At 62.4% G+C, this 25,392-nt stretch carries 26 protein-coding genes; 9 read left to right on the forward strand and 17 right to left on the reverse strand.

Annotated elements, in window-relative coordinates:
• Positions 1-7: 7 nt before the first annotated feature.
• Positions 8-265, forward strand: a complete 258-nt coding sequence (locus VKS22_06700) for a DUF4911 domain-containing protein (protein ID HLW70293.1) — start codon at positions 8-10, stop codon at positions 263-265.
• Here VKS22_06700 and VKS22_06705 read toward each other — a convergent pair.
• The 3 genes from VKS22_06705 to VKS22_06715 are packed head-to-tail and all read right to left on the reverse strand — an operon-like array spanning position 262 to position 3,705.
• Positions 262-2,661, reverse strand: coding sequence for a glycoside hydrolase family 15 protein (locus VKS22_06705; protein HLW70294.1), 2,400 nt, complete (start codon positions 2,659-2,661; stop codon positions 262-264). The genes VKS22_06700 and VKS22_06705 overlap by 4 nt on opposite strands.
• Complete coding sequence (tatC, locus tag VKS22_06710) at positions 2,648-3,448, reverse strand: twin-arginine translocase subunit TatC (protein HLW70295.1); 801 nt, start codon at positions 3,446-3,448, stop codon at positions 2,648-2,650. The genes VKS22_06705 and tatC overlap by 14 nt, the downstream gene beginning before the upstream one ends.
• On the reverse strand, positions 3,445-3,705 hold the full coding sequence (locus VKS22_06715; protein HLW70296.1) for a twin-arginine translocase TatA/TatE family subunit: 261 nt from the start codon (positions 3,703-3,705) through the stop codon (positions 3,445-3,447). The genes tatC and VKS22_06715 overlap by 4 nt, the downstream gene beginning before the upstream one ends.
• A gap of 89 nt (positions 3,706-3,794) precedes the next feature.
• Between VKS22_06715 and VKS22_06720 the strand changes: the two genes are divergently transcribed.
• From VKS22_06720 to VKS22_06755, 8 genes are all read left to right on the forward strand, one after another.
• Positions 3,795-4,829, forward strand: coding sequence for a histone deacetylase (locus tag VKS22_06720; protein ID HLW70297.1), 1,035 nt, complete (start codon positions 3,795-3,797; stop codon positions 4,827-4,829).
• A gap of 96 nt (positions 4,830-4,925) precedes the next feature.
• Positions 4,926-6,200: an LLM class flavin-dependent oxidoreductase gene (locus VKS22_06725; protein HLW70298.1), complete on the forward strand. Its 1,275-nt coding sequence runs from the start codon at positions 4,926-4,928 to the stop codon at positions 6,198-6,200.
• Between the two features lie 21 nt (positions 6,201-6,221).
• Positions 6,222-7,007 carry an alpha/beta fold hydrolase gene (locus tag VKS22_06730; protein HLW70299.1) on the forward strand — a complete coding sequence of 262 codons (786 nt, stop codon included), beginning with the start codon at positions 6,222-6,224 and terminating at the stop codon, positions 7,005-7,007.
• Between the two features lie 11 nt (positions 7,008-7,018).
• Positions 7,019-8,395, forward strand: coding sequence for an FHA domain-containing protein (locus VKS22_06735; protein HLW70300.1), 1,377 nt, complete (start codon positions 7,019-7,021; stop codon positions 8,393-8,395).
• A 58-nt stretch (positions 8,396-8,453) separates the two neighbouring features.
• The gene (locus VKS22_06740; GenBank protein ID HLW70301.1) at positions 8,454-8,726 is read left to right on the forward strand and encodes a type II toxin-antitoxin system Phd/YefM family antitoxin; all 273 of its coding nucleotides are present in this window, start codon (positions 8,454-8,456) and stop codon (positions 8,724-8,726) included.
• The gene (locus VKS22_06745; protein HLW70302.1) at positions 8,723-9,148 is read left to right on the forward strand and encodes a type II toxin-antitoxin system VapC family toxin; all 426 of its coding nucleotides are present in this window, start codon (positions 8,723-8,725) and stop codon (positions 9,146-9,148) included. Before VKS22_06740 ends, VKS22_06745 begins: the two co-directional genes overlap by 4 nt.
• A 91-nt stretch (positions 9,149-9,239) precedes the next feature.
• Positions 9,240-9,812: a peptidylprolyl isomerase gene (locus tag VKS22_06750; protein HLW70303.1), complete on the forward strand. Its 573-nt coding sequence runs from the start codon at positions 9,240-9,242 to the stop codon at positions 9,810-9,812.
• A gap of 25 nt (positions 9,813-9,837) precedes the next feature.
• The gene (locus VKS22_06755) at positions 9,838-10,578 is read left to right on the forward strand and encodes a PHP domain-containing protein (protein ID HLW70304.1); all 741 of its coding nucleotides are present in this window, start codon (positions 9,838-9,840) and stop codon (positions 10,576-10,578) included.
• 8 nt (positions 10,579-10,586) lie between these two features.
• Here the strand turns inward: VKS22_06755 and VKS22_06760 are convergent, their stop codons facing one another.
• The 14 genes from VKS22_06760 to VKS22_06825 form a co-directional block, all read right to left on the reverse strand.
• Positions 10,587-11,297: a histidine phosphatase family protein gene (locus tag VKS22_06760; GenBank protein ID HLW70305.1), complete on the reverse strand. Its 711-nt coding sequence runs from the start codon at positions 11,295-11,297 to the stop codon at positions 10,587-10,589.
• Between the two features lie 128 nt (positions 11,298-11,425).
• Positions 11,426-12,661, reverse strand: coding sequence for a molybdopterin-synthase adenylyltransferase MoeB (gene moeB, locus VKS22_06765; GenBank protein ID HLW70306.1), 1,236 nt, complete (start codon positions 12,659-12,661; stop codon positions 11,426-11,428).
• Between the two features lie 83 nt (positions 12,662-12,744).
• A complete protein-coding gene (locus VKS22_06770; GenBank protein ID HLW70307.1) occupies positions 12,745-13,230 on the reverse strand; it encodes a peroxiredoxin in 486 nt (161 codons plus the stop codon).
• Positions 13,214-14,530: a phosphomethylpyrimidine synthase ThiC gene (gene thiC / locus VKS22_06775; protein HLW70308.1), complete on the reverse strand. Its 1,317-nt coding sequence runs from the start codon at positions 14,528-14,530 to the stop codon at positions 13,214-13,216. Before thiC ends, VKS22_06770 begins: the two co-directional genes overlap by 17 nt.
• Before the next feature lie 312 nt (positions 14,531-14,842).
• Positions 14,843-15,667, reverse strand: a complete 825-nt coding sequence (locus VKS22_06780; protein ID HLW70309.1) for an SDR family oxidoreductase — start codon at positions 15,665-15,667, stop codon at positions 14,843-14,845.
• A gap of 61 nt (positions 15,668-15,728) precedes the next feature.
• Positions 15,729-17,993 (reverse strand): transferrin receptor-like dimerization domain-containing protein, encoded by a 2,265-nt coding sequence (locus VKS22_06785; GenBank protein HLW70310.1) that lies wholly within the window; start codon positions 17,991-17,993, stop codon positions 15,729-15,731.
• Positions 17,994-18,034: 41 nt separating this feature from the next.
• Entirely contained in the window at positions 18,035-19,078 is a 1,044-nt protein-coding gene (locus VKS22_06790) for an LLM class F420-dependent oxidoreductase (protein ID HLW70311.1), read from the reverse strand.
• A gap of 378 nt (positions 19,079-19,456) precedes the next feature.
• Entirely contained in the window at positions 19,457-20,257 is an 801-nt protein-coding gene (locus tag VKS22_06795) for a toll/interleukin-1 receptor domain-containing protein (GenBank protein HLW70312.1), read from the reverse strand.
• 203 nt (positions 20,258-20,460) lie between these two features.
• Positions 20,461-21,234, reverse strand: coding sequence for a hypothetical protein (locus VKS22_06800; GenBank protein ID HLW70313.1), 774 nt, complete (start codon positions 21,232-21,234; stop codon positions 20,461-20,463).
• Positions 21,235-21,345: 111 nt separating this feature from the next.
• A complete protein-coding gene (locus tag VKS22_06805; GenBank protein HLW70314.1) occupies positions 21,346-21,660 on the reverse strand; it encodes a hypothetical protein in 315 nt (104 codons plus the stop codon).
• A 44-nt stretch (positions 21,661-21,704) separates the two neighbouring features.
• Entirely contained in the window at positions 21,705-22,643 is a 939-nt protein-coding gene (gene secF / locus VKS22_06810) for a protein translocase subunit SecF (protein ID HLW70315.1), read from the reverse strand.
• 52 nt (positions 22,644-22,695) lie between these two features.
• A complete protein-coding gene (locus VKS22_06815) occupies positions 22,696-23,034 on the reverse strand; it encodes a hypothetical protein (protein HLW70316.1) in 339 nt (112 codons plus the stop codon).
• 18 nt (positions 23,035-23,052) lie between these two features.
• A complete protein-coding gene (locus VKS22_06820; protein ID HLW70317.1) occupies positions 23,053-23,223 on the reverse strand; it encodes a hypothetical protein in 171 nt (56 codons plus the stop codon).
• A gap of 120 nt (positions 23,224-23,343) precedes the next feature.
• The gene (locus tag VKS22_06825; GenBank protein ID HLW70318.1) at positions 23,344-25,377 is read right to left on the reverse strand and encodes a heme lyase CcmF/NrfE family subunit; all 2,034 of its coding nucleotides are present in this window, start codon (positions 25,375-25,377) and stop codon (positions 23,344-23,346) included.
• Positions 25,378-25,392: the final 15 nt, after the last annotated feature.

Consider the following 25,392-nt stretch of genomic DNA (forward strand, 5'->3'; position numbering starts at 1 on the left):
AGGCGAAGTGGCGGAAAGGCCTAACGATACGGCTCGCGATATTCCCGCGCCGATTGACACCGTCGCGTTTGCCATAGCGCCGGAACAAATCGCGTTGTTCAAGGCGATCATCGAGTCCTACGATAACCTGGCAACCGTGCGCACCGAGGATCCGCGCCGCCATCATATGAAACTCTATTTCGCACCCGAGATGCGGCTCGAAGTTGAGGCGCTGCTTGCGGCGCTCGCCGCCGACTTCTCGATCATCCGTCTGGATTCGCCCTAGGAGGCGCGCACCTCGACCGTGAAATCGCGCCCCTCCCATCGATTATCCTCGGACCAACGGAAGGTGAAGCGCAGGGGATCGGTGTCACCAACCGCGGTCGTGAGATCAACGAAACTCATTCCGATCGAGGTGTTGTAGGAGGGTGAATCAATCGCGTGCGACCAGTCGCCGCGTCCCCAATGGAGTGTGAAGGGCGCGCCGGCCTGGATCCGCAATCGCGTGCCCGCGACCATCGCCCGCACCTGCCGGTTAAATTTCCAGACCTCGAGTGGCGGCCGCCGCCGCGGCTGCAAATAGCGCTCGGCTACCTCCGGAATCAGATCGAAAACCTGGCCATCGTCGGCCGAGCGCAACAGCTTGATATATTCCGCGTGCGCCCACATCAGCGGCATCGCCGCACCCGTCGGTTTGCCGAAAAACATGTGCGCCGAAGCCAGGTCCGGCTGATCCCAAATCTGTTCCGGCAGCAGGCGGGTCGCCGTCGCAAAACTCTCGATCGCGCGGATGTAGGGGCGCGCGTCGCGGCCCGCAGCCAGCTCATAGTGCGCGCGTTCGCCGGTCAGCAGGGGCCACGGTCGTCCGCGGCCCCAGTTGATGAACGGGCCGCCGTCGTCCAGTTGTCCGTAGCCGTCATGGTTGTAGCGGCGCCAGCAGGGCCCGCCGGGAAAATCGGTCTTGAGCGCGGCATCGATTACGCGCAGCGAATCTTCCATCATCGGATCGCCCGCCCGCCGGATGCCATAGCGCACCAGCTCCAGAAAGCCCGCATCGACGATTTCCGCGGCGGGAAAATCGGTCTGCTCGCCCGGCGCACGATTGCGAATTGAAATCGTGCCGTGATCGGGATCTTCGTCAGGTAAGGGATTGGCCGGATCCTCCGGATTGATCCGGATGTAATGCCGCTTGATCCCCGGCACGATCACGCCCCGGCGCGTCACCGTCCAAGCTTCGACGTGAGACTCGATAAAATCGGCGAAATCGGAAAAAAATCCGGCGAGCACCGTGTCGCCCTGTTCCTGCGCAAACGCCGCGGCGCAGACCAGCGCGGCGATATTGCTCGCCAACGTCGAGGGCGAATAGCCGCTGTTCTCTTCCCAGCGCTCCTGCGGCGTCACGCAGCCGCGATCGATCAGGAACGTCGCTGCCGCTTTCACCATCGGATATGGATCGAAGTCGGCCAACGCCCCGGCCTTGTGCAAACGCCAGGCGAGCATGATCGGAAAGGCGACTTCGTCGAGCTGAATACCCGTCCAGTAGGGCTCGCCATCGACCCAGAAATTCTGCGGAAAACTGCCGTCCGCAAGCTGCGAGCAGGCCAGATAGATCAGCGCGCGCAACGGCGTCTCCAGATCCCCGGCCGCCATCAGACCCGTCGCGCTGTTGACCATGTCGCGCGTCCACACCAGATGATAGCCGCCGAGATCCTCGTCGCCCTTCGCTTCGCCCCACGGAATACTCAGTGAGGCAATGAGCGCACCGGGATAGTTTTTATCTTCGTGCGTCAGGATCAACTCGCGACTGCGGCGATAGAGCATGCCGCCGTCACCGCTGAGTTTTTCCAGCGGCCGCAGCCGTTTTGTAGCGCGCGACCATTGCTCGAGAAAGCGCTCACGATGCTGCTCGAAGGGCGTACCCAGGGTCTGCGATACCGTGGTGATCGCATGATGTAGTGTCCGCCCGAAGCCCAGCGCCAGCGTGAAGCGAGCGCCGCTCCGCAAATCGATCTCGCCGGTCAGCGCGATATTGCCGTCCGGTGCGGAGGCGAACTCCCGATCGAGCTTGAAGTTTCTCGATAAATCCTGCCAACCGTCGGTCGTGCCGACGTAGCCGCACGAACGATGGACGAACGGCGTCGTCGCCGCCAGCGCCAGCCAGGTCGCGCCTTTGTGCGCCGTCAAAAACTCGCGGCCCGCGATTCGCGCCACGTTGCCGTTGTTGCCCCAGCCGCCGACCTCGAGATGCGGCGCGAGTATTACGTACATCCGGAGCTTGCGGAGAAACGCCGGATCGCCTTCAAGGCTGGTATCCAGCAGCACGCAGGGCTGATGCGGGTCGGCAATCACGTCGATCACGATCCGATAGCGCCCCGCCGGGGCGGCGTTGATAATGCGCACGCCGAGCCCGTGCTCGCCGAGATATTCGATCGTCGAATCGAGATTGCGATGGGTGTCGTGGAAAAAAGTCTCGCCGTCGGTCACCAGATACTGCAGATCGCGGATTTGCGGACGATCGAGGGTGGAAAAGTAAACCTCACTGATCACGCCATTCGATACCGTAAACCACACCCGGCTCGAGGCCGAATACGCCGTGCCGACCACGTCCTTCGCGCTATGCGTCCAGCGCGGCGGGATACCCGGCCCGCCGTTCGCAATCGGCAGATATTCAAGCGTCGCCATATTGGGATATTTCCTTCAGAGGTTCCGGCCGTACGCGAAAGAAATATGCGACCCCGACGCTCAAGCCATAGAGGCCCAGTAGTGGAATCGCCAACAAAAAGGGTGAGATCATGTCTGGCGGCGTCAGCGCCAGCGCGACCACGAAGATCGCCAGGACCGCGTAGCGCAGATGGCGAATCATCAGGCGATGATCGATCACGCCAACGCGCGTCAGAAAGAACGCAAATATCGGCATCTCGAACGTCAAGCCGAAGGCCAGCAGCAACTTGGCGGAAAAGGCCAGATACTCGCTGACCCGCAGCGTTGGCGTCACCCCGATACTCGCGTACTGGCCGAGGAAAAACGCATAGCCGATACGAAACACGACCGCCCAGCAAAAGTAGCCGCCCGCGGCAAAAAACAACGTTGCCGCTATGACGAATGGCCCGGCCATCCGCCGCTCCGACCGATGGAGCCCCGGCGCGATAAAGCGCCAGACCTCAAAAAACACCGCCGGACTTGCAACGAACAAACCGGCGATCAGCGCAACCTTAATCTTCGTGAAAAAAGCCTCGCCCACCCCCGTGCCGATCAGCAATACCGGGCTGCGCGAGGCCTCATGCAGCGGCTCGGCCAATAGTTTGAAAAGCTGATCGGCAAACGCATAGGCGATCGCAAAGCCAACGCCAACTGCGATCACCGCCCGGATCAAGCGGTTGCGCAGCTCGGTCAGATGTTCGAGCAGCGGCATCCGCCCGTCGCCGGGCTCGGGTGCCGCCGTCGATGTCGTCAGCTCCGGCTCGGTCACGATTGGCTGTCAGGCCCCTCGGATGGCGCGGCTGGACCTGGCGTCGCCGCGCTCGGCGGCTTCGCGATCGCGGCGGGCGGTTGCCGGATCGACAATGGATCGTCGGCCGCCTCGGTCAGCTCGCGCATCACGGTGTTGCTCGCGAGCCGCAATTCCCGCAACACTTTCCCCACCGTGCGCATGACCTCCGGCAGTTTTTCCGGCGGCACCACGATGAGCGCAACAATCAGAATAACGATGATTTCGCTGATCCCCACAATCCGGCTCGCTCGATCCGCGCGCCACACTTCGCCCATTCCGGCGCGCTATATGCAATGATCATGGACCTTCCCCGGAGTGTCAAACGATGAACCGCACCGCTGTCGTCGCTGACCGCCGCTTCATGAACCACGCTCCCGGCCGGATGCATCCCGAGCGCCCCGAGCGCATCGCCGCGATGCTCGAGATGACGTCGCAGCTGACCCGCCCCGAGCTCAAGCTCTATTCGCCGCGTCCCGCGACGCCGGCTGAGTTGGAATTGTGTCACAGCCCGGACTACGTCGCGTCAGTCGAACGCACCGCGACGCTTGAGCACTTCGACTTCGATCCCGATACGCACAGCTCGCGCGCGACTTGGGCGACCGCGCAACTCGCCGCCGGTGGCGTCCTGACCGCGGTCGAGGCGGTCGCGGACGGCGACGCCGACAACGCCTTCGCGATCGTCCGCCCGCCCGGCCATCACGCCCTGGCCGAACGTGCGATGGGCTTCTGCTTCTTCAACAACGTCGCGATCGCCGCTGCGTCCCTGGTTAAACAGCGCGGACTTAAGCGCGTGATGGTCCTCGACTGGGATGTCCATCACGGCAATGGCACCCAGCAGGCATTCTTCGATTCGCCGCAAGTCCTCTACCTCTCGATTCATCAATATCCGTTTTATCCCGGCACCGGCTGGTTCGACGAACTCGGCGTCGGCGCCGGCGCGGGCTTCACGATCAACGCCCCGCTGACTGCGGGCTTCGGCGACGCCGAGTACCTCGCCGTCTTCGATCATCTCCTGTTGCCCATCGCCCGCCGCTTCAATCCCGAGTTCGTGCTGATCTCGTCGGGCTTCGACTGCCATCAGCGCGACCCACTCGGCGGCATGAGAGTCACCGCCAACGGCTTCACGGCGATGACCCGCCGGCTGAAACGGCTCGCGGCCGAATGCTGCGCGGGGAAACTGGTCGCAGTGCTCGAAGGCGGCTACGATCTCGAGGCCCTGAGCGCGGGCGGCCGCGCCGTCATCGAGGAGCTGGGCCGCGAGGCCGACGAAGCCATCGCGACCGCCGCTCCCAACCCGCGCGTCGCCTCGATTCTCGAACGCGCCCGCCATTTCCTCGCGCCCTATTGGCAGCTCGACTGATTTACCCGCGGCGCCACGCCCGCGCGCCTCGTTGTCGCCTACACCCGACCGTGATATTTAATCCATGATCAACTGTGCGTTTGGAGGGAAGACGGCATGAAAGTCTCGATGTTCCATCTTATGCCTTACCGTGATTTGCCGGCCGACTTCGAGAAAAAATATCGTTCCGTATGGGTCGATCCGCCGTACTGGGAGCTCGCCGATTCGACCAAGGTGGGCCAGTACTATAACTGGACGCTTGACGAACTTATCTATGCAGCCAAGGTCGGAATGGACGGCATCTGCGTCAACGAACATCATCAGAACGCCTACGGCTTCATGCCCAGTCCCAACCTGATGGGCTCGGCCCTCGCACGCGCCACCGCCGACCTCAACTGCGCCATTGTGCAGATGGGCGCGACTTTGCCGACCTCCAACCCTCCCATCCGCGTCGCCGAAGAATACGCCATGCTCGACTGTATCAGCGGCGGCCGCATGGTCGCCGGGATGCCGCTGGGCACCCCGATGGATGCCAACCTCTGCTACGGCGTCACCCCGATCGAGCATCGCGAGCGCTACTACGAGGCGCACGATCTGATCATGAAGGCGTGGCAATCCAAAGAGATCTTTGCCTGGAACGGCAAGTACTTCAAACTTCCGATGGTCAACCTCTGGCCGCGCCCGATCCAGCAACCTCATCCTCCCGTGTGGGTCCCCGGCGCGGGCAGCCTCAGCACCTGGGATTTTTCCGCCAAGCACGATCATTGTTACTGCTTCCTGAGCTACTACGGCAGCCAGCTCGGCAAGCGTGTCATGGACGGCTTCTGGGAATTTGCCGACAAGGCCGGCGTTGACCAGAACCCCTATCGCGCGGGCTTCCTCCAGCTCGTCGTCGTTGCCGAGACCGACGCCAAGGCGGAAGAGTTGTACTATCCGCACATCCGTTATTTTTACGACAAGAGCCTGCACGTCCTCAACGAGTTCCAGATGATCCCCGGCAATCAGGACTACAAGAGCCTCGCCAACAGCGTCAAAAATCTGATGCCTATGCAGCTCGGCCTGATGAACGAGATCCCCAACTGGAAGTACAAGGATTTCCTCGATAACGGCTTCGTCATCGGCGGCAGCCCGGCAACGGTGCGCGATCAGTTGATGGAAGCGGTCAAGAAACTTCGCGTCGGCAACCTGATGGTTCTGCTGCATATCGGCTCGATGCCGCACGAGTTGACCCTCAAGAACATCGAGCTGTTCGCGCGTGAAGTGAAACCGCACTTCCGCACCTTGTGGGACGATAAGTGGGAGAACAAGTGGTGGCCGCAGGCGTTGCGCGGGCGCGAGGCGTTTGTCGCGCCTAATCATGGCGTCGGCGCCGAGATGCGCGCAGGCAAATAATTTTAGAAGAGCTGGATGAACATGGCTGCAACGTCTGAACGGACCGTTACGCTCTGGGAAAACAAGGTCAACGCGCGCGTCAAGGTCGCCGGCCAGGGCCCGCCGCTGGTCTTTCTGCATAGCGGCTATGGCCTGATCTGGAGCGATTTTCTCGATCAGCTCGCGCGCGACTTCACGGTTTACGCCCCCGAACATCCGGGCACCAGCGAGGGCGACCCTGACAGCATCAAGGGCCTCGACGACTTCTGGGACCTGGTGCTGTTCTACTACGAACTATTCGACAAGCTCGGGCTCGACGCCCCTGCGCTCGTCGGCCATTCGTTCGGCGGAATGGTCGCCGCCGAGCTCGCAGCCACCAACCCCAAACGCGTCGACAAGCTGGTCCTGATCGATTCGTTGGGGCTGTGGCGCGACGATACCCCGATCAAAAACTATATGGTCGCGCCGCAGGCGGATCTGGACCCGCTCTTTTTTCACGACACCAACCATCCCGCGCGCAAACTGGTCTTCATGAATCCCGAGGAACCCGACTCGATTATTCGCGTGACCTGGGCGCTCGGATGCACCGGCAAGTTCATCTGGCCGATTCCCGATAAGGGGCTGCGCAAGCGGGCGCATCGCATCGCCGCGCCGACCCTGTTGATCTGGGGCAAGGAAGACGGCTTGACCAAATCTATTTATGCCGATGACTTCAAGCAGCTCATCCCAGGCGCGCGGATCGAGATGGTTGCGGGTGCGGGCCACATGGCGCCTTTCGAGCAGCCCGCGGCGATCGCCGCGCTGGTGCGTGATTTCATCAAAAAGTAACAACATCCCCGATGGCCGCGCGACTCGTTGCGATCGGCGACTCGACCCCGCGCGAGTTCCCGCTCAATCGCGACCGCGCCGCCATTGGCAGCGCAGCGGGTAGCGATCTCCTCCTCGCCGACCGGACCGTCTCCCGCAATCACGCGACCCTCGAGCGGCGCGACGGCGTCTGGTTTCTCGCGGATACCGGCTCGACCAATGGCACGTTTCGCAACGGGGAGCGCGTCAACACCGCGACCCGCCTGCGCGACGGCGACGAACTGCGCTGGGGTGCCGTGCGCTATCGCTTCGCCGATGAGATCCAGGCGTCTGCGGCTGCGCCCATGCCCGCGCGGCGCAAAAGCGTATGGCGCTTCGCGGCCTTGGTCCTGATTCTTGTCGCCGCCTTCGGCACGACGCTCTTCGTGATCAATTTCGACCGGATGGAAAATCCCGGCGTCACCCCGACCGCGCGAGCAACTTCATTGCTAGCGACCGCGCCCGCAGCGGCATCGCCCGCCACTGCACCAGCCGTCACTCCGCAGGTCGCCACCGCGGCCACTCCGGTGCCGCCGGCCCCGCCCGAGTCCGAACCGCTGGGTTGGCTCATCGCCTTGAACAACTATCGACGGGCCGCAGGCGTCGCCGAGGTCAGCGACGACCCGCGCTTGAGTCCCGGCTGCGCCGCGCATTCCCGCTATATCGTCAAGAATTTCAGCGCCGCGATCGGCCGCGGTCTCGGCGGTACGATCCATACTGAGGACTCGGCCAAGCCCTGGTTCACCGCAGCCGGCTTGAACGCGGCGCGCAATGGCGACGTCGACGAGATGTGGGACCCCGGCCATGTCGCAACGCCGTCGTGGGCGATCGACAATCTGATGGAGGGACCCTTTCATCGCGTCTCGATGCTCGACCCGCGCCTGCGCAGCGTCGGCTATGGCCATTTCTGCGAGAACGGCTACTGCGTCGCGACGCTTGATATCCACAGCGACGCCAGCGGACTCACGCCGCCGCTCGCCAAACCGATTGAGTATCCACCCGACGGCGCCACGATTACCACGACCTCCTTCACTGGAGAATGGCCCAATCCGCTGACCAGTTGCCCAGGCTACGTCGCGCCTGCGGGCTACGCGATCACGCTGCAGCCCGGCGCCGGGGCAGTTCCACCAGTGACTAACTATTCGCTGACGCGCACCGCACCGACGGCACAAAAGCTCGACGCCTGCGCGCTCACGGCGCAGACCTACACGAACCCGGATCCGGTTGCTCAGGAAGTCACGCGCGCGGGTTTGCGCGCCTATGGCGCGATCGTGATCATGCCGCGCCAGCCCCTCCAACGCGGCGATTACGCAGTCTCGATCACCGCCGGCGCCCAGACCTACGCCTGGTCATTCTCCGTCAACCCATGACTTTTTGTAGCTGTGTTGCACAGTTTACGCTATGATGACCATTATGACTAGGATGACTATGAGATTAAATGATCACGAAGATCGCGCGACTTGGGCGGTTGCCGAGGCTAAGGCGCGCTTCAGCGAGGTGATTGACCGCGCACTCGCGGATGGTCCACAGACCATCACTCGTAAAGGTCAAAAGGCGGTGGTCGTCGTGTCGGCTGAGGAGTGGCAGCGCAAGACCAAACGCAAGGGCAACCTTGCGGAGTTCTTCGCGGCCTCGCCGCTGCGCGGCTCGAACCTGAAGATTAAACGGTCCAAGGATAGGCCGCGCGAGATTGAGGTGTGAATTTTCTGGTCGACACCAACGTGGTGTCGGAATGGGTCACGCCGCAACCGGATCGCAACGTTATTTCCTGGCTGGCCAACGTAGACGAAGACCGGGTGTTCATCAGCGTCATTTCGTTCGCGGAAATCCGCCGAGGGCTCGAGATGTTGCCGGCCGGGCGCCGCCGCGACCGCCTGGCGGCCTGGCTTACCGAGGAACTACCGGTGCGGTTCGAAGACCGCATCCTCAACATTGATCCGCACGTTGCTGAGACCTGGGGCGTGGTCATGGCACGGGGCCAGAAGCTCGGCCTGACGCTCGGGTCGATGGACGCGTTCGTCGCCGCCACCGCAGAGGTTCATACGCTCACGCTCGCTACCCGCAACGTGAAGGACTTCGAGCGCTTGGGCATCTCGCTGCTTGACCCTTGGCAGCCCGGTTAATGAGCTTTCCCTCTGACTTTTGCGCTTGCGTGACCGCGGCGGCTCGAATAGTGCTGTAGGGTCAACCTTTCTCGAACCACGCTTGGTAGTGATGAAAACGAAATTACTCCGGATGGCGAGCGCTGCGCTCGTCGCGCTCGCGCTAACCGCCGCGGCCTGTCAGGGCGCGGCCAACCCTAAATTGGACGGATTACCTGTGCGCAACACTGGACATTACGTGACGCTCGAAACTGACCGCGGGAATATCGTGCTGGAACTTTATCCCGAGGTCGCTCCCAAAACTGTCGCCAACTTCGAAAAGCTCTCGAAGGACGGCTTCTATAACAACCTGACGTTTCATCGGGTCGAGCCCGGCTTCGTCGTGCAGGGTGGCGACCCGGCAGGCAACGGCACGGGCGGCCCCGGTTACGAGGTGCCGGCCGAAATCAGCTTGACCGAGAAACATCTGCGCGGCACCCTCGCGATGGCGCGGACCGGCGACAACGTCAATCCCGAGCGCAAATCCAGCGGCAGCCAGTTCTATATCTGCCTCGCCCCGGCGCCTTTCCTCGACGGCCAGTACACCTCGTTCGGCGGCGTCGTCGAAGGGATGAACGTGGTCGATCAGATCAAGGTCGGCGACCATATCAAGAAGGCCGTCGTCAGTAGCGCTCTGCCGAAATAGGCGCTCCGGCGCAACGCATTCCATTATGGGCGCATCAGGAAGCGGCCAGCCGCAGGCGGCCTACTTCACCCAGCCAGCTTACTTCACCGTCGACCTGCACCTGCACACGACGCGCGGCAGCTCCGATTCCAATCTCTCGCCCAAGGAGCTGATCGAGCGCGCCCGCGCGATCGCGATCGGCGCGGTCTGCGTCACCGAACACGACAATCTGTGGGACTTAAAAGAGATCGCGCCGTTGGCCGATGCGGCCGGCGTCGTCTGTATCCGCGGGATGGAAGTGACTACCGAGCAGGGGCACGTCGGCGTCTTCGGTTTGAACGAGTATGTTGGCGGCATTTACAAGCTCGCGGGCTTGCGCAAGGTCGTCGATCAGCATGGCGGCATCATGATCGCGAACCATCCCTTTCGCTACAAGCTCGACCCGCGCTTCGCCTTCATGAACTCGGATGACGAGCCGATCGACCCGGCGCATCCCGAACGCGCGGCCAAGCTCGAAATCATTCAGATGTGCGACGCGATCGAAGTTTTGAACGCGGCTTGCTCCGAAGAGGAGAATCAGTTCGCCTTGCGAGTCGCGCGCGCCCTCGGCCTGGCCGAAGTTGCCGGCTCGGATTCGCACTCGGCCAATTCGATCGGCGTCGCAACGACATTGTTAGCTGAACCGATTCGCACCGACCGCGACCTGATCGAAGCGATTCGCGCGCGCCAAACGCGTGCGGGCCGCGGTCTGCTGAGCGGCGCCGTCGTGCCCTTCGAACTTGCTTAAAGCATGGGTTAGCGCTTGCGGTTTTCGTCCGCCGACTTGACCGCAAACGGCGCGATGAAGGCCTGAGCGGGATCGGCGAGTAAATTGAGGAACTTCAGCTCGGCAAATTTGCCCGCAACCTGAATCGTCGAGATCGACGCATTGTCGATCCGCAACCGATGAAAGTACGCCAACTCCAGCCCCATGAAATGGCATAACACGGTGCGAATGATGTCGCCGTGCGAAACGAACATCACCCGGTCACCCGGATAGCGCCCGAGCGCGTCCATCACCGCACCGACCCCGCGCGCCTGCACCTGCGGGATACTCTCGCCGCCCGGGGTTGCCTTCTCGACCGGCGCCTGACGATATTCGGCGTAATAGGGGTCGGCGATCAGCTCGTGATAGACCATCCCTTCCCAGCGGCCGTAGAGCACTTCGGCGATCGCCGGCTCTTCGACGATCTTGATGCCCCCCAACCCCGCCGCCATGATGTCGGCGGTTTGTCGCGCACGGACGAGCGGGCTCGTAACGATCACGTCGGGCCGGAGCTCCGCCGCGAAGCGCGCCGCCGCCTCCACCTGCGATCGCCCGCGCGCGTTGAGCTCGATCGGGTTGCGCCCCATCACGCGGCCCTCGCGATTCCAGTCGGTCTCGCCGTGCCGCATGAGCATCACCGCCCCGCGCAGGTCGCTATGCTCGACGAGCTTCTGTGCCACGTAAAAAGGACCGAGCGCCATGCGTACGCGCCGTCAGCTCACGCCAACGCTGGCATCATCGCCAACGTCCGAGCAATGGCTGACGCCCGCGCAGCTTTTATCTATGACTTGCTGCAAGAATCTGCGATCAGAGCAAGAATCCGCCGGCTTTACCGTCCAGCAGCGGCGGCGTGATCTTGAGCCTGATTTTGGGCATGGCCGTGAGCGCCGTCGGTCGGCGCGGCGAGTCCGCAGAACGCCTCGTAATCGATCAGGGTGGTCTGCGTCGGATGGTCGCTGCAGACCGGGCATTCCGGATTGCGCCGGATCTTTAGCATCCGCACATAGTCGCTCGACAGCGTATCGAAATAAACCATCTTCCCCATCAGCGGCTTGCCCGCACCGAGAATCAGCTTGATCGCCTCCAGCGCTTCGATTGAGCCGATCACGCCCGGCAGCGCGCCGAGCACTCCGGCCTCAGCGCACGAGGGCGCCATGTCGGGCGGCGCCGGCTCCGGGTAGAGGCAGCGATAACACGGGCCGCCGGCGGCTGGATGAAAGACCGTGGCGTTGCCCTCGAAACGAAAAATCGCGCCGTCCACCAAGGGCTTTTTCGCGAATACGCAGGCGTCGTTAATCAAGTAGCGAGTGGGGAAATTATCGCCGCAATTTACGACGACGTCGTAAGCCTTGACGATCTCCATCACGTTTTCGGCGCTGAGCCGCACGTCGTGGCGGACGACCTTGACGCCGGGATTGATCGCGCTGAGCTGCTTCTGCGCCGATTCCGTCTTGGCCATCCCGACGCGATCGACGGTGTGAATAATCTGCCGCTGCAAATTAGAGAGATCGACGACGTCGAAATCGACCAGGCCGATCGTGCCGACGCCCGCCGCCGCAAGATACATCGACGTGGGCGAGCCCAGAGCGCCCGCACCGAGGATCAGCACTTTCGCATCGAGCAGCTTCGCCTGCCCCTTCTCGCCCACCTCCGGAATCACAAAATGGCGCGAGTAGCGGGTTAATTCATCGGGCGTAAAAGCCCGGTCGGCAACAAAGGGCAGCCCGCGATCTTTCCAGGCATTGAAACCCCCGGTCAGATTGTAGAGGTTTTCGTAACCCAGCTCGTGCAGTGTGCGTGCCGCCAGCAACGAGCGCGTCCCCGATGCGCACTGGAGAATCACCGGCGTCTTATGATCGGGCACTTTCTCCTCGATGCGTAGTTCGAGGAAGCCGCGCGGGATAAACACCGCCTGCGGAATATGGCCCTGCCGCCATTCGTCGCTCTCGCGCACATCGACCAACACCGTGCCGGGCTTGTCGAGCATCCGGCGCGCCTCGTCAATATCTATCTGCTTAATCGTCGAGCGCGCTTCGTCGAGGATATTCTTCGAGGTTTTCGCCATCGTTGATTCCTTTGGTCGGGTTCGCACTGATTCAGCTTCGGGATTATCATAAGCATCGTCGGTGCACGATGCAGAAACACCGCTTACCCGCCGATCATGAGGTGCGATTCGAGGAAGGTTCGCACAAAGTTGAGCACCTGACTCGCGTGACCGCGCGGCGCCACGTCGGCGAAGGTCCGCGCCACCCGTCCGTCCTTGCCGATCACGAAAGTGACGCGCCTGGCAGTCTTGCCGTTAAGCACGCCAAAGGCGCGCGCGAGGTCGCCACCGGTGTCGGCGAGAAGCGTAAAGGGAAACGCATGTTTTTCAGCAAAGCTCTGATGGGATTCCAAGCTGTCGGTGCTGACTCCGACGATCGCGCAGTTGAGCGCCGCGAACTGAGCATGCAGATCGCGGAATTCCTTGCCCTCGACCGTGCATCCGGGGGTGTCGTCCTTCGGATAGAAATAGACGACGACGCAGCGTCCGCGATAATCGGCCAGCCGATGCGGCCGGCCGTGCTGATCGAGCAGACTGACCTCGGCGGCGGCGAATTCCAGTGCGCGCGCCTCCTCAGCTTGCGGCGGCATGAACTTCAGCCTGCTCCGCGACCGCGCGCCGTTTGGTAAACTTGATCGCAGCGTTATCGATATTGATCGAGCAGAGCGACCCACACATGCTGCAGACGTTCGACCCGCCGGCCTCGCTTTCTTCCTTGTAGCGCCGAGCCTTGTCCGGATCCATTGCCATCGCGTACATCCCTTCCCAATTGAGCGCTTTGCGATACCGCGACATCTGATCATTCCAGGCCTTGGCGGCACGCACGCCCTTCACCAGGTCGCCCGAATGCGCCGCGATCCGCGTGGCGATCACGCCTTCGCGCACATCCTCGATATCGGGCAGCCGCAGATGCTCCGCGGGCGTCACGTAGCACAGGAAGTCGGTGCCGGCGGCCGACGCGATCGCGCCGCCGATCGCGCCGGTGATATGATCGTAACCGGGCGCAACGTCGCAGGTCAGCGGTCCAAGAACGTAGAAGGGCGCGCCCCCGCACACCCGCTTTTGCAGCTTGACGTTGGCCTCAATCTGATCGAGCGGCACATGCCCTGGCCCTTCGATCATCACCTGCACGCCGCGTGCGCGCGCCCGCTCGGTCAGCTCGCCGAGAATCAGCAGCTCAGCCAGCTGGCCGCGATCAGTCGCGTCGCCAGTCGCGCCGGGCCGCAGGCCGTCCCCCAACGAAATCGTGACGTCATGCTCGCGCAGAATGTCGCAGACCTCGTCGTAATGTTCGTAGAGCGGATTCTCGTTGCCGGTGCGCTCAATCCAGGCCGCGAGCAGCGCCCCCCCGCGCGAGACGATACCCTCGATCCGCTGATGGCCCCGCAGCTTGCTGACGCTGTCGCGCGTCACGCCGCAATGGAGCGTCATGTAGTCCACGCCTTGGCGGGCCTGGCGCTCAATCACATCGAGGAAAAACTTCGTCTCGAGATCCATGATCGAGTTTTCCGACGCCACCTGGTAAATCGGCACCGTGCCGAGAATCACCTGGCAGCGCGACAAAATCTCAACCCGAATCTGATCGAGGTCGGTGCCAGTCGAGAGATCCATCACCGAATCTGCGCCGTAGCGCACCGCAGTGTAGAGCTTCTCGACCTCCTCGCTCACCAACTGATGAAAGTTGGAGGCCCCGATATTCGCATTGACCTTGGTGCGCAGCCTGCGCCCGATCCCGATCGCGCGAAAATCATGATGCAGGTTGTGCGGAATGACGACCTCGCCCGAGGCCACCAGCTCGCGAATTTCCTCGACGCTGAGGCCTTCATCCTCGGCGACCTCGCTTATCTGTTGGGTGATGATACCCTGTCGTGCAGCTTCAAGTTGAGTCATATTGCGCCTCTGGCAGAAAATCTCGCGCGATGTCTGGAAGCCATTCTAGCACTTCCAGATACGCCTCAATATGGACGGCCTCGTGGCTTCGGATGCTCCGATATACGAACCTTTTTCAAGCTCGAGTCGGAGAAGGTGTCGTCCGGACCGCCACTATAGGTGGCGTGCTAAAAGACAGTCAAGCCAAAGTATCAGCCAGCCGTCAGAGCGAACTGCTGCCCCGGTGTTGATTGCGGCGGCTTCAGATTGGCCTCCGAAATCCTCCCTGCCACCCTTCGTTCCGGGCGCGGCAGCCGCCTGGTGCAAATCTGACTAACTGCGTTCCCGACGCTCGAACGAGGGCCCCGAGAAGCCCGTGCCGAAATTGATGCGGGTGTTGCCGGTGTTCATGCCGCCATCAACCACCATCGCGGTCCCGGTGATCCATTCCGCTTCGTCGCTGGCGAGAAACAGCGCCATCGCCGCGATATCCTCGGGCCGTCCGGCGCGCGGGATTGGCTGCGAGCGATCCATATTAGCGCGCGCCGCCTCCTCACCGCCCGGCATCCCACGATAGACCAGCGGCGTCAGGACGCCGCCCGGACAGATACAATTCACCCGGATCCGATCGCGGCCGAGTTCAATCGCGGCGCTCTCGGTCAGGCTCACGACCGCGGCCTTCGCGGCGCTGTAGGCGTGCAGCCCGGCCACTCCGCGCAGCCCGGCCACCGACGACGTCGAGATGATCGATCCGCCCCCGGCTTTGCGCATCGGCGCGATCGAATACTTGATCCCGAGAAACACTGCGCGCGTCAGAATGATGAAGCTCTTGTCCCAATCCGCGCCCTCGGTCTCTTCGAGACGCCCGGTCGCGCCGCCGATACCCGCGTTGTTGTAGGTGATATCGAGGCGGCCGAACTCGCTGATTGCGCGCTCGATCATGGACTTGATCGCGGCGTCGCTGGCAACATCAGTATGTTGAAAAACCGCGCGCCCACCTGCCGACGCAATTTCCGCGATCGTCGCTTCGCCTGCTTGCGAATTAAGGTCCGCGACGACAACGGCCGCGCCCTCTTTAGCGAAACGCAGAGCCGTCGCCCGGCCCATCCCGCTTGCCGCGCCAGTGATCACTGCGACTTTACCGTCGAGCTTGCCCATGGATTCTCCTTACGATTATGACAGACGCTTGTAAATTCGCTGTAAGTCGCGCGAACCGCGCTCACTTGCCCTTGATTAGCGCCGTCGCCTGCTCGAGCCGGTCGCTATACGCGTTGAGCGCGCCCGCGGTGATTTTGGCGTAACGATTGGCGTCGTTCCAGCGCCGATCTTCGATCGCCTCGGTCACGCCGGGCAGCGTTTTGGCCCGATAACCAGTAAAGCGGCCCGGTGCGTAGATGAGATTCCTGTACCACTGACGCCCGGGCAGGCCGACCTCCGGGGCTAGCGTCTGATCGAGGTCGAGCATCAGCGCGTCCAGCCGCGCGCGCTGTGTGTCGGAGAGCTGAGCGGCGTTGGCCGCGAGCGTCTCGTCATACGCCATCGCGACCCGCTTGAGGCGCGCGACCGCATCTTCGAGCGCGGCGAATTCGATATGCGGAACGCGATCGAGCGCCTCGGGCAGGCCGCTCGACTTGGTCGGATCGTCGGCGAGCTGAAAGGCGCGGTCGCCGATCATCTTGGTTTGGATTTCGGCCTTTTCGCGCTCATCGTCGGCGAGCTTCTTGGCCTGATCGAGATAATCCGCCACGGCGTCGGCAAATGCGCCAGTGTGTTGCATCGGGACTTCGGCCGCGGCCGCACGTAGGACTATCCGCCCGATCGTTTTCGCGAGCAGCGCGTCGTAGACGAAGCCCGGATCGACGAAACGGCTGTGATGCTCGAACGTATCGTAGCGCGAGTGGTAGACCCCGTAGGTCTCGCCCTCGCCCTCGAACGAAACATCGAGCGCGGGAATTCCGAGATGATCAATGAAGCTGGAAAAATCCGAGCCCGAGCCCAGCGCCTCGATCGGAAAGTCCTTGTCAGCCTGTGCGGCGATCTTGGCATCAGCTTTAGCCTGCTCGCCGGCGTCGGGTTCGAGCGCCTCGACCTGCATCTTCGCGCGCAGCCGCTGTCCGATCGGAGCACCGGTCTCCGGATCGATTACGTCGCTCGCCACCTGATTCACCAGATGCCCGAACTCCGGGCTGCCGCCGACGCTCAGCAGACCCCGTCCGTTGGTGTCGGAATTGACGTAGAGCACGGTCTTTTTCTTGAGCTCGTCGGCGTGAGTCTCGGCCCATTCGGTCGAGCCGAGGAGCATCGGTTCTTCGGCGTCCCAGCTCGTATAGACTATCGTGCGACGCGGCCGCCACCCCTGCTTGACGAGCCCGCCGATCGCCTGCGCCTCCGCCAGCAAGGCCGCCTGGCCGGAGAGCGGATCGCTCGCGCCAAAGACCCAGCCGTCATGATGATTGCCGCGCACGATCCATTCATCGGGCAGGACCGCGCCCTTCATCGTCGCGATCACGTCGTCGATCGCTTTGATGCTCCAGTCGGACTTGATCGCCAGATGCGCGACGGCCGCGCCGGGCCCGACGTGATAGGTAATCGGCAACGCGCCGCGCCAGGCGGGAGGAACCACGCGCCCACCGAGCGCCGCGAGCAGCGCCTGCGCATCGGCGTAGGAGATCGGAACGACGGGAATCTTGAGAATCGTCGTCGCCTCGGCTCTGGTCAGCCGCTTCGCGTCTTTGGTCGCGCCGACGCCGGGCGTCAACGGATCGCCGGGATACAGCGTCATGTCGGCGACCGAGCCGCGCTGGATGCCGCGCGGCGGACGCATCGGCCCAACGGGGTAAGTCTCGTCAACCGAGTAGCCGTCCTGCGCGGGATCGGAATAGATGATGCACCCGACCGCGCCGTGGTCCTGCGCGAGCTTCGGCTTGAGCCCGCGCCATCCGGCGCCGTAACGCGCGATCACGATCCTGCCTTTGACGTTGACGCCCAGCCGCGCGAGCGTTTTGTAATCGTCCTGCATCCCGTAATTGACGTAAACCAGAGGCGCGGTGACGTCGCCGTCGCCCTGATAAGTGACGTAGGCCGGCAACGCCGGCTCGGTAGCGGTTGCACTCGAATCGCCGGGGATTGGCGGCTCCTGCAGCGTCGCGACGAAGTGATCAGGCGCCGTCAACTCGAGGGTTTCGCTGAGCGGCGTCGGATAGAGCACCCAGAAAGTTTCGATATGCGCGTCCCAGCCCCAGCTCTTGAACCAGCCGAGGATGCGCTCGGCATTGGCCTTGTCGTGCGGCGAGCCCACCTGGTTCGGCTCGCTCGCCAGAACCTTCACCCAGTCGCGCAAGTCGTCCGGATGGATTTGCGCGTCAAAATTGTGTTCGAGCGGAGCCTCGTCGGACGGCGCCGCGGAGGGCGCAGGGGAGGCCGTCGGTGACGGCGCGGCGAAAGCCGCAAACGCCCATAACAGGCCCGCGGCCGCGAGTAGCATGATCGTGCGCATCGATACGGACCGCGATGGCGCGGAAGGATTTACGGGCGTGCGATCCCGGCGACTGCCGCCATAAGATCGATCGCCTCCTCCTGCGCGGGCCGGACGACGAGACAATGCGCGCCGGAATCCTCCCACGCGCGGTAGCGCGCGCGAATCCGGTCAGGCGGTCCCACCAGCGCGCGCAGGTCTATCAGATCGTCGGGCACCGCGGCGGTCGCTTCGGCCTTCCGACCGGCGAGGAAAAGCTCCTGGATACGCTCGGCGGCTTCGGGGAAGCCCTGCTGGATCATGAGGTCCTTGTGGAAATTCTTGCTGCGCGCGCCCATGCCGCCGACATACAGCGCGACGTCGGGCTTCATGCGATTGAGCGCGGCCTTGACGTCGCGATCGATGACCACCGGCAGCATCGGATAGATCTCAAATTTGTCGAGTGACTTGCCGTTCCCGGCGCGCCGAAAACCCTCCTCCAGCCACGGCCGATAACGCGGCAACGAGCCCGGCACGAAGCCCAGCGGCAGCCAACCATCGCAAATCTCCGCGCAGAGCCGGACTGTCGCCTCATTCTCAGCGCCGAGCAGGATCGGAATGTTCGGGTTCATGTGCAGGATCGACTTGAGCGGCTTGCCGAGCCCGCTCGCGCCGGGTCCGGTGTAAGGAATCGAGATCTCTTTGCCCCGATGCTCGGCCGGCTGCTCGCGGCGAAAGATCTGGCGCATGATCGTGACGTAATCGCGCAGCCGGTAATAGGGACGCCCCCACGGCTCGCCGTACCAGCCCTCGACGATTTGCGGACCGGAGACTCCCAGCCCGACCATCATGCGGTTACCGCCCGCCAGCGCGTCCACCGTGCCTGCGCACATCGCGGCGTTGGCCGGACTGCGCGCCGCGAGTTGGAGCACGCCGCTGCCGAGGCGGATGCGCTTGGTCAGCGCCGCGATATAGGCGAGCGGACTGATCGCGTCGGAGCCGTAACTCTCGGCCGTCCAGACCGAGTCGTAACCCAAAGCCTCGGCGCGAAGAATCCGCTCGATCGGGAGCTTTAGATTCGCACCGGAATAGCCAATCGATAGGCCGAGCTTCATGAAATCTTCCTCTGCAGCGAGTTCAAGTGAGTAGAGTTATCGCTCATCAGTCGCGGAAACGAAAGCGTTGAAGCCGACGGCGAAATTGCGCCAGGTTTGTTGGCGCAGTTGGAACGCACCCGACGATGCGTCCGGCTTAGCTGGCTTCAACCAATTATCATTCTGTTCCTCGGGGCGGGTTGCCGGCTTGAGGCTTACAACGCGGCAAATAGAGCGACTACGCTCACGCAGATCCACTAGTCACAGAAAAGACAGGGGTGGACTCACGAAGATCCGCTCGGTAGATCGGCGCTTCGACGGCAACAGGCAGCGATGGTCGGACCTACTGCTCGATGCTGTGCGCGCGGAGACTGGAACAACTATTCGCAGCGATAGCCCCTACGGTCTTAATATCGGTAGGAAACTTAGACTGGAGGATCGTTCCTTAGATGGGGGCCACTCCGTCGTCCCCACAAGGAAAGTGCCAATTCCTGCAACTGGTGGTCGTATTCCCGATCGTCGCAAAAATCGATGTAGCGGTGGTCTCGCAAAGTATGAGGGAGTTTCAGAACTTTCGCGGTAAATGCCGATCATCCGAAATGCAGGTTCACGTAAGCGCCTAGAGTTTGCTAGCTGAATCTCAAAATGTAGGGCTCCGGAGCGCTGTTTGTCGACCGCGGCAACCGCCGCAGGGGTAATCACGAATAGCAAAGCATCTGAATCGCGGTCTATCTCTGAGGTCATGTAGTCGCTGAAGGACTCGCCATAATTTACCTCAAATTCGTCCAAGCGCACGTCGATTCCCCACCTTTCTCGAAGATCGGTGACCATTTTTCGCACCCAGCCATCCCGGATTGCGTCCTGATGTTTGTAGGAAATAATTGCCCTTGGACGAGGGATCCCTGACGCGGTAACCAATTTAAGAAAACTCCCAAAGCGATCTTCCGCCGCGTTGAGCCAGTCTCCGATTGCCCAATTGATGCTGTCACCATCGTCCTCGCCGCGGTCCTTAGTTCGTTTTCGGAGGTCCAACACAATGCCCCACACCTCAAGCATCTCGCGGCGAGAAAGCTCTTTGGCAAGCTTTAGCCCACTCGCGTAGAATTCCGCTCCGAGTTGCTGAAGCCGGGACATCTGAGAAGGAGAGAGGAGTTGCCGTCTTATGGAGTAGTCAGGCATGTCGATTTCCTTCAGCGCCACTAGGCCCCTTCGGATCATGATGTTACGCTGTCGCCCGGGGTCGCCCGTCCGCAACTCGACGGTTCGTCCCGAATTGATCATTCGCGATCCACCGGCAGTCCGGCCTTCAACCAGCCGCCGAGCCCACCGGCTAGCGGACGGACCGAGGGTATGCCGGCTAACCTAAGGAGTCGCGCCGCACGGACGCTGCTGGCTTCATGCGGTCAAGTGCAGTAGGTGATCACGTCCTTGCTCTTCTCCACCGCCGCAATCCAGCCTGGGAGCTCGCGCGGAACCGGGCTGATCGCTCCGCTGATCCTCACCGGATCCGGCTTACGGGTGACGTCGAGAATCAAGGCGCGCCCTTGGTCCAACAGGCGTTTGGCCTCGAGCGGTTCGATCCGTCTGGTCCGGAAGTCCATCATACTGACGAAGCGGGAGAACCATATTCTGCGCCACCTGCTCTCCTTCGCCGGCCCACCACGCGACGAGCGGGCTAAAGCCGCCGCCGCTTTAGCCTCCGCACTGGAAGGTACATAGCATTCACGGCAAGTCGGCAGCACTGCCTCGAAGTTCTGAAAAAGGAAGGCGTTTTCGCGCCGCCGCGCCTCCAGCACCAACGGCTCGATCCTTTGCCAGACCGCGATCGCGAAACCGCCGATCGTCGGCAGAATATCGTCCTCGTTGATCAGCCCGTGCTGAATCAGATTGCCCACCCGATCATAGAACCCGCCGACCCGATGGAGCGCGCGTTCGGCCCGCTCGCCGCGTCCGCCGGCGACGAACTCCTCCCAGACCTGGCTCGGCAACTTGTGCAGTAGATAGAGCTCGTCGTCCCGAAACTCCGGACTCTGCCAAATCTCGAACAGATGCGAAGTAATTTGGAAATAGCGGTCGCGCGTCGCCTGTCGCAATTGCAGCACGACGAAAATCGCACTCGCCACGATCGCGACCGAAGAAACGATCGTCGCGATCGCGGCGTCAGCCTGCCAGTCCATCCGCGCGCTTCCTTACTACTTTTCCTGAGCGAAAATCCTTCTCCGCGACACTGGTGCCGGACAAGCTTGAGGACCGAACACTCATAGTCTCATAAACCGTCGGACTCCGGATCACAACGCGCCGGGCTGATGGAGGTCGAGGACGAGTTCGAAGAGCCGCCGTTCCGTGCGAATCGACTTCAACGCCGCCTCGCGAATCTGCTCGAAATCGCGCTCAATCCGTGGCGCCAGCCGCGCGATCAACTGATCGGATTTCGGGTCGGCGTCGGGAAGCGCGTGCGCGATACGGCAGCGGAAAACCACGCGTTCGATGCCGTCGGCGCGTTCCAGCGCGAGGGTCAGCGTGATCGCGTCGGGAGCGTTCTCAGTGGGCGCTGCGGCGGCCAGCCGGTAGATTCCGCGGCCGGTGCGCAGCTCGATAGACATCAGAAATGCTTGAGGTTACGCGCGCTCGCCCGGCTGCCCCGCACTCAGGCTGCGCGCGAGGCCGTCCCGCGCGTGCGTGTTCCACGCTCCCAGAACAGTACTACTGGACCGGCTATATAGATAGACGAGTAGGTGCCGGTGATGATCCCGATGAAAAGTGTGAAGGCCGCCGGCCGCAGAATCGGCCCGCCGAGCAGCAGCAACGAGGCCAGCACCGTCAGCGCCGTCCCCGAAGTCAGGATCGTCCGCGAAAGTGTCTCATTAATCGCGCGGTTCATGATCGAGGCGAGCGGCTCGCGCCGCCGTTTGCCAGCGTCTTCGCGAATCCGATCGGAGACGATAATCGTGTCATGCACCGAATAACCGATCACCGTCAGCAGCGCCGCCAGCGTCGTCAGATCGAACTCGAAGCGGGTCAGAATCAGCGCGAGACTGACGACCAGCACGTCATGAATTAGCGCGATCACCGCGCCCGCGCCAAAACTCCAGCTCACGCCGCGGAACTGCAGCGCGATATAGATTCCCATGAAGATGGTCGCGACCGCGACCGCCAGAAACCCATCGACCCGCAAGTCATGGCCGACCTTCGCGCCGACCGTCTCGACCCGCAAAACCTCAGTCTTGTTCGCGCCGGCGTAACTTTCGTTGACTGCCGCCTGGATCCGGCTACCGATACTGCCGATATTTTTCACCTTCTCGAAGCGGACGAGGAACTGATTCAACTCGCGCGCGCCGAAATCCTGCACAGTGACGTCGCCCAGATCGAGCGGCGCCAGCGCCTGGCGAATACGGTCGCCGGAGGTCGGCTGATCAAACTTCAACTGGACGACGCTGCCGCCAGTGAAGTCGACGCCGTAATTGAAGCCGAAGACGATCAAGCAGACGATCGCGGCCAGATTGATCACGGTCGAGAGCGCAACGAAGAAATAACGCTTGCCGACGAAATCCAGATCGATGTCAGGCGGAATGAGCTGTAGCGACATTTCCCCCTCAAGTCTTCTGCGGCGTGCGCGCCGCGCGCCACGACGCGTGCAGCTAGGCCGCTACCGGCTTGGCCTTAGCGCATTTGCTGCAGAGATTGTTCACGTTCTCGGGATCTTCCTGCAGCCCTTCATCGAGCGAATGACAGACCTTCGAGCATTTCGCACAGATGAAGTAGATGCCCTCGATCGTCTTGTTGATCCGCTCGCGGTTGAGGATTCGCCCGCGCAGCTTTTCGAGCCGAATCCCGAGCAAGTCCACATATTGCCGCTTGATCTTCCGCCGCCCCGCCTCATCTTTAGGTAAGTCGGCGTCCTCGGTCTCTTCGACGGTCTCGGCCAACCCGGCCATTAGATCACGCTTGGTGGACTTCGCTTTGCGCACTCTCGCCATCTTCGCCCAGCCTCTCGCTTAACGCGTCCGCCCGACGTAGCCGCAAGCCTTCTCGCACACCAGGTAGAAGCCCTTGCGGCCGTAGCCCGCAAAGAGCGTCACCTTGCTCTCCGCGCCGCAACTCGGACACATATGTTTGTGCTGGGCCTGCGCGCCTTTTTCCGCTGTCTTCGCCTTTTTCTCTGCCATTGCTCAACCCGCCGATCGATATTGAAACCAGTTCCCGCGCCGCGCGCGCCGCAAAAAATTACCCGGCGCCAGCTCAACCTGATGCATGCATCCGATTTTTCGCCAGTGGCCGGGACTCGTTCAGCCTAAACGCCCGCCGCCCTCAGAGTCAAGCGCGACCGCGCTGCGGGGCAGTCGTCCTTCGTTCACCGCATTGAGCGCGGAGGCGATCGCGGCCCGCTCGCGCACGTTCGGCCACATCACCACCACGGTGCCGAGCGCCATGATCAGACCTCCCGCCCAGAGCCAGAAGACCAGCGGTGTGAGGAAAATTTGAAAGGTCGCCTGGCCGCTATCGTCCACGCCAGCGAGCACGACGTAAAGATCGTTCAGCGGGGTCGAGCGCAGTGCGACGATCGTCGCGGGCTGACCCTGACGTTTGTAGAACAGCTTGGCCGGCTCCATCAGGGCGAGCGGCTTGCCGTCGCGCAGAACCTCGACCTGTGCCCGCTCGGTTTCGACATGCGCGTTGGCGCTGTTTTTGATCCCGATATAAAAGAGCTCGTAGGGGCCGATATCAATACTCTGGCCGGCCTTCACCGATTTTTTCACCTCGACGCGAAAAAACGACGAGGCGACGATTCCGATAAACGCGAGGATCACCCCAAGATGGATCACGTAGCCGCCGTAGCGGCGATTGTTCTTCGCGACCAGATTGACCAGCGCCCTGGCGCGCGGTTCGCCAACCAGCCGGCGGCGTGCGCCGACGCCGCGGCGAAACTCGGTGATAATCGTGCCGACCACGAATGCGGCCAATGAGAACGCCGTCAGCACGTACCATTGATGCAGCCCCGCCAGCCCGACGGCGAGGCCGGTTGCCAGCGCGATTACGATCGGCGCGATAAAAGTTCGCGCGAGGTTTTCAGGTGACGAGCGCCGCCACGCAATCAGCGGCCCGACCCCCATCAAAAAGATCAGTGCCAGCGCGAGCGGCGCATTGACCTTGTTGAAGAACGGCGGTCCGACGGTGATTTTGACCCCGCGCACGGCCTCGGAGAGCACCGGGAAAATAGTGCCCCAGAAGACCGCGAAGGCGATCCCGACCAGGACGAGGTTGTTGAAGAGGAAGGCGGCTTCGCGCGACAGGTATGACTCGAACTCGGCCGGCGTGCGTAGCAGCTTGACCCGCGAGATCAGGAGCGCGGCATAGGCCACCGTCGCGACTACCAGGAAGGTCAGAAAATAGGGTCCAAGACCCGATTGCGTGAACGAGTGCACCGACGAGACCACCCCGCTGCGGGTCAGAAAGGTGCCGAAGAGCGTCAGCCCGAAGGCCATCCCGATGAGCGCGAGGTTCCACACTTTCAGCATGTCCTTGCGTTCCTGGATCATCACCGAGTGCAGGTAGGCGGTCATCACCAGCCACGGCATGAAGGCGGCGTTCTCGACCGGATCCCAGGCCCAGTAGCCGCCCCAGCCCAAGACCTCGTAGGCCCAGCGCGCGCCGAACAGATTACCGAGCGTCAGGAAAAACCACGAAAAGATTGCCCACCGTCGCGTCGTGCGGATCCAGGTGTCGTCGAGCCGGCCGGTGATCAGCGCCGCAGCGCCAAAGGCGAACGGCACGCTGGCGCTGACATAACCGGTGTAGAGTGAGGGCGGATGAATCGCCATCCAATAATTCTGCAGCAGCGGATTCAGCCCCACGCCGTCCGCCGGAATCGCCTTGACCAAGTCGAACGGCCGCGTGACGAAGTTCAGCATCCCGAGAAAGAAGATCGCGAGCACGGCGAGGACGGCGAGTGCGTATGGAGCGATTTCGAGATTGCGCCGCCGGTTCTGCATCGCCACGATCGCGGTGAAGATCGAGAGTAGCCAGGTCCAGAGCAGCAGCGAGCCCTGCTGTCCGCCCCATAGCGCGGTGAATTTGTAAATGGAGGGTAGCGTCAGGCTTGAGTAAGTGGCGGTATACTCGAGTGTGAAATCGGTTCCGAGCAGCGCCGTCCACAGCACGATCATCGCGACGGTGACCATCGCGCAGGTCGCCCAGACCGCGTGGCGCGCACTGACGATCAGCGCAGGCAAGCCGTGCCGCGCGCCGATTACGTTGGCGAGGACGCCGTAGAAGGCGAGAAACAGCGCCAGCGCCAGAGCGATTTGACCAATCAGCGGCATGGCTTAATCGGACAC

This window comes from Candidatus Binataceae bacterium, from assembly GCA_035308025.1.
Taxonomy (GTDB): Bacteria; Desulfobacterota; Binatia; order Binatales; family Binataceae; genus JAJPHI01.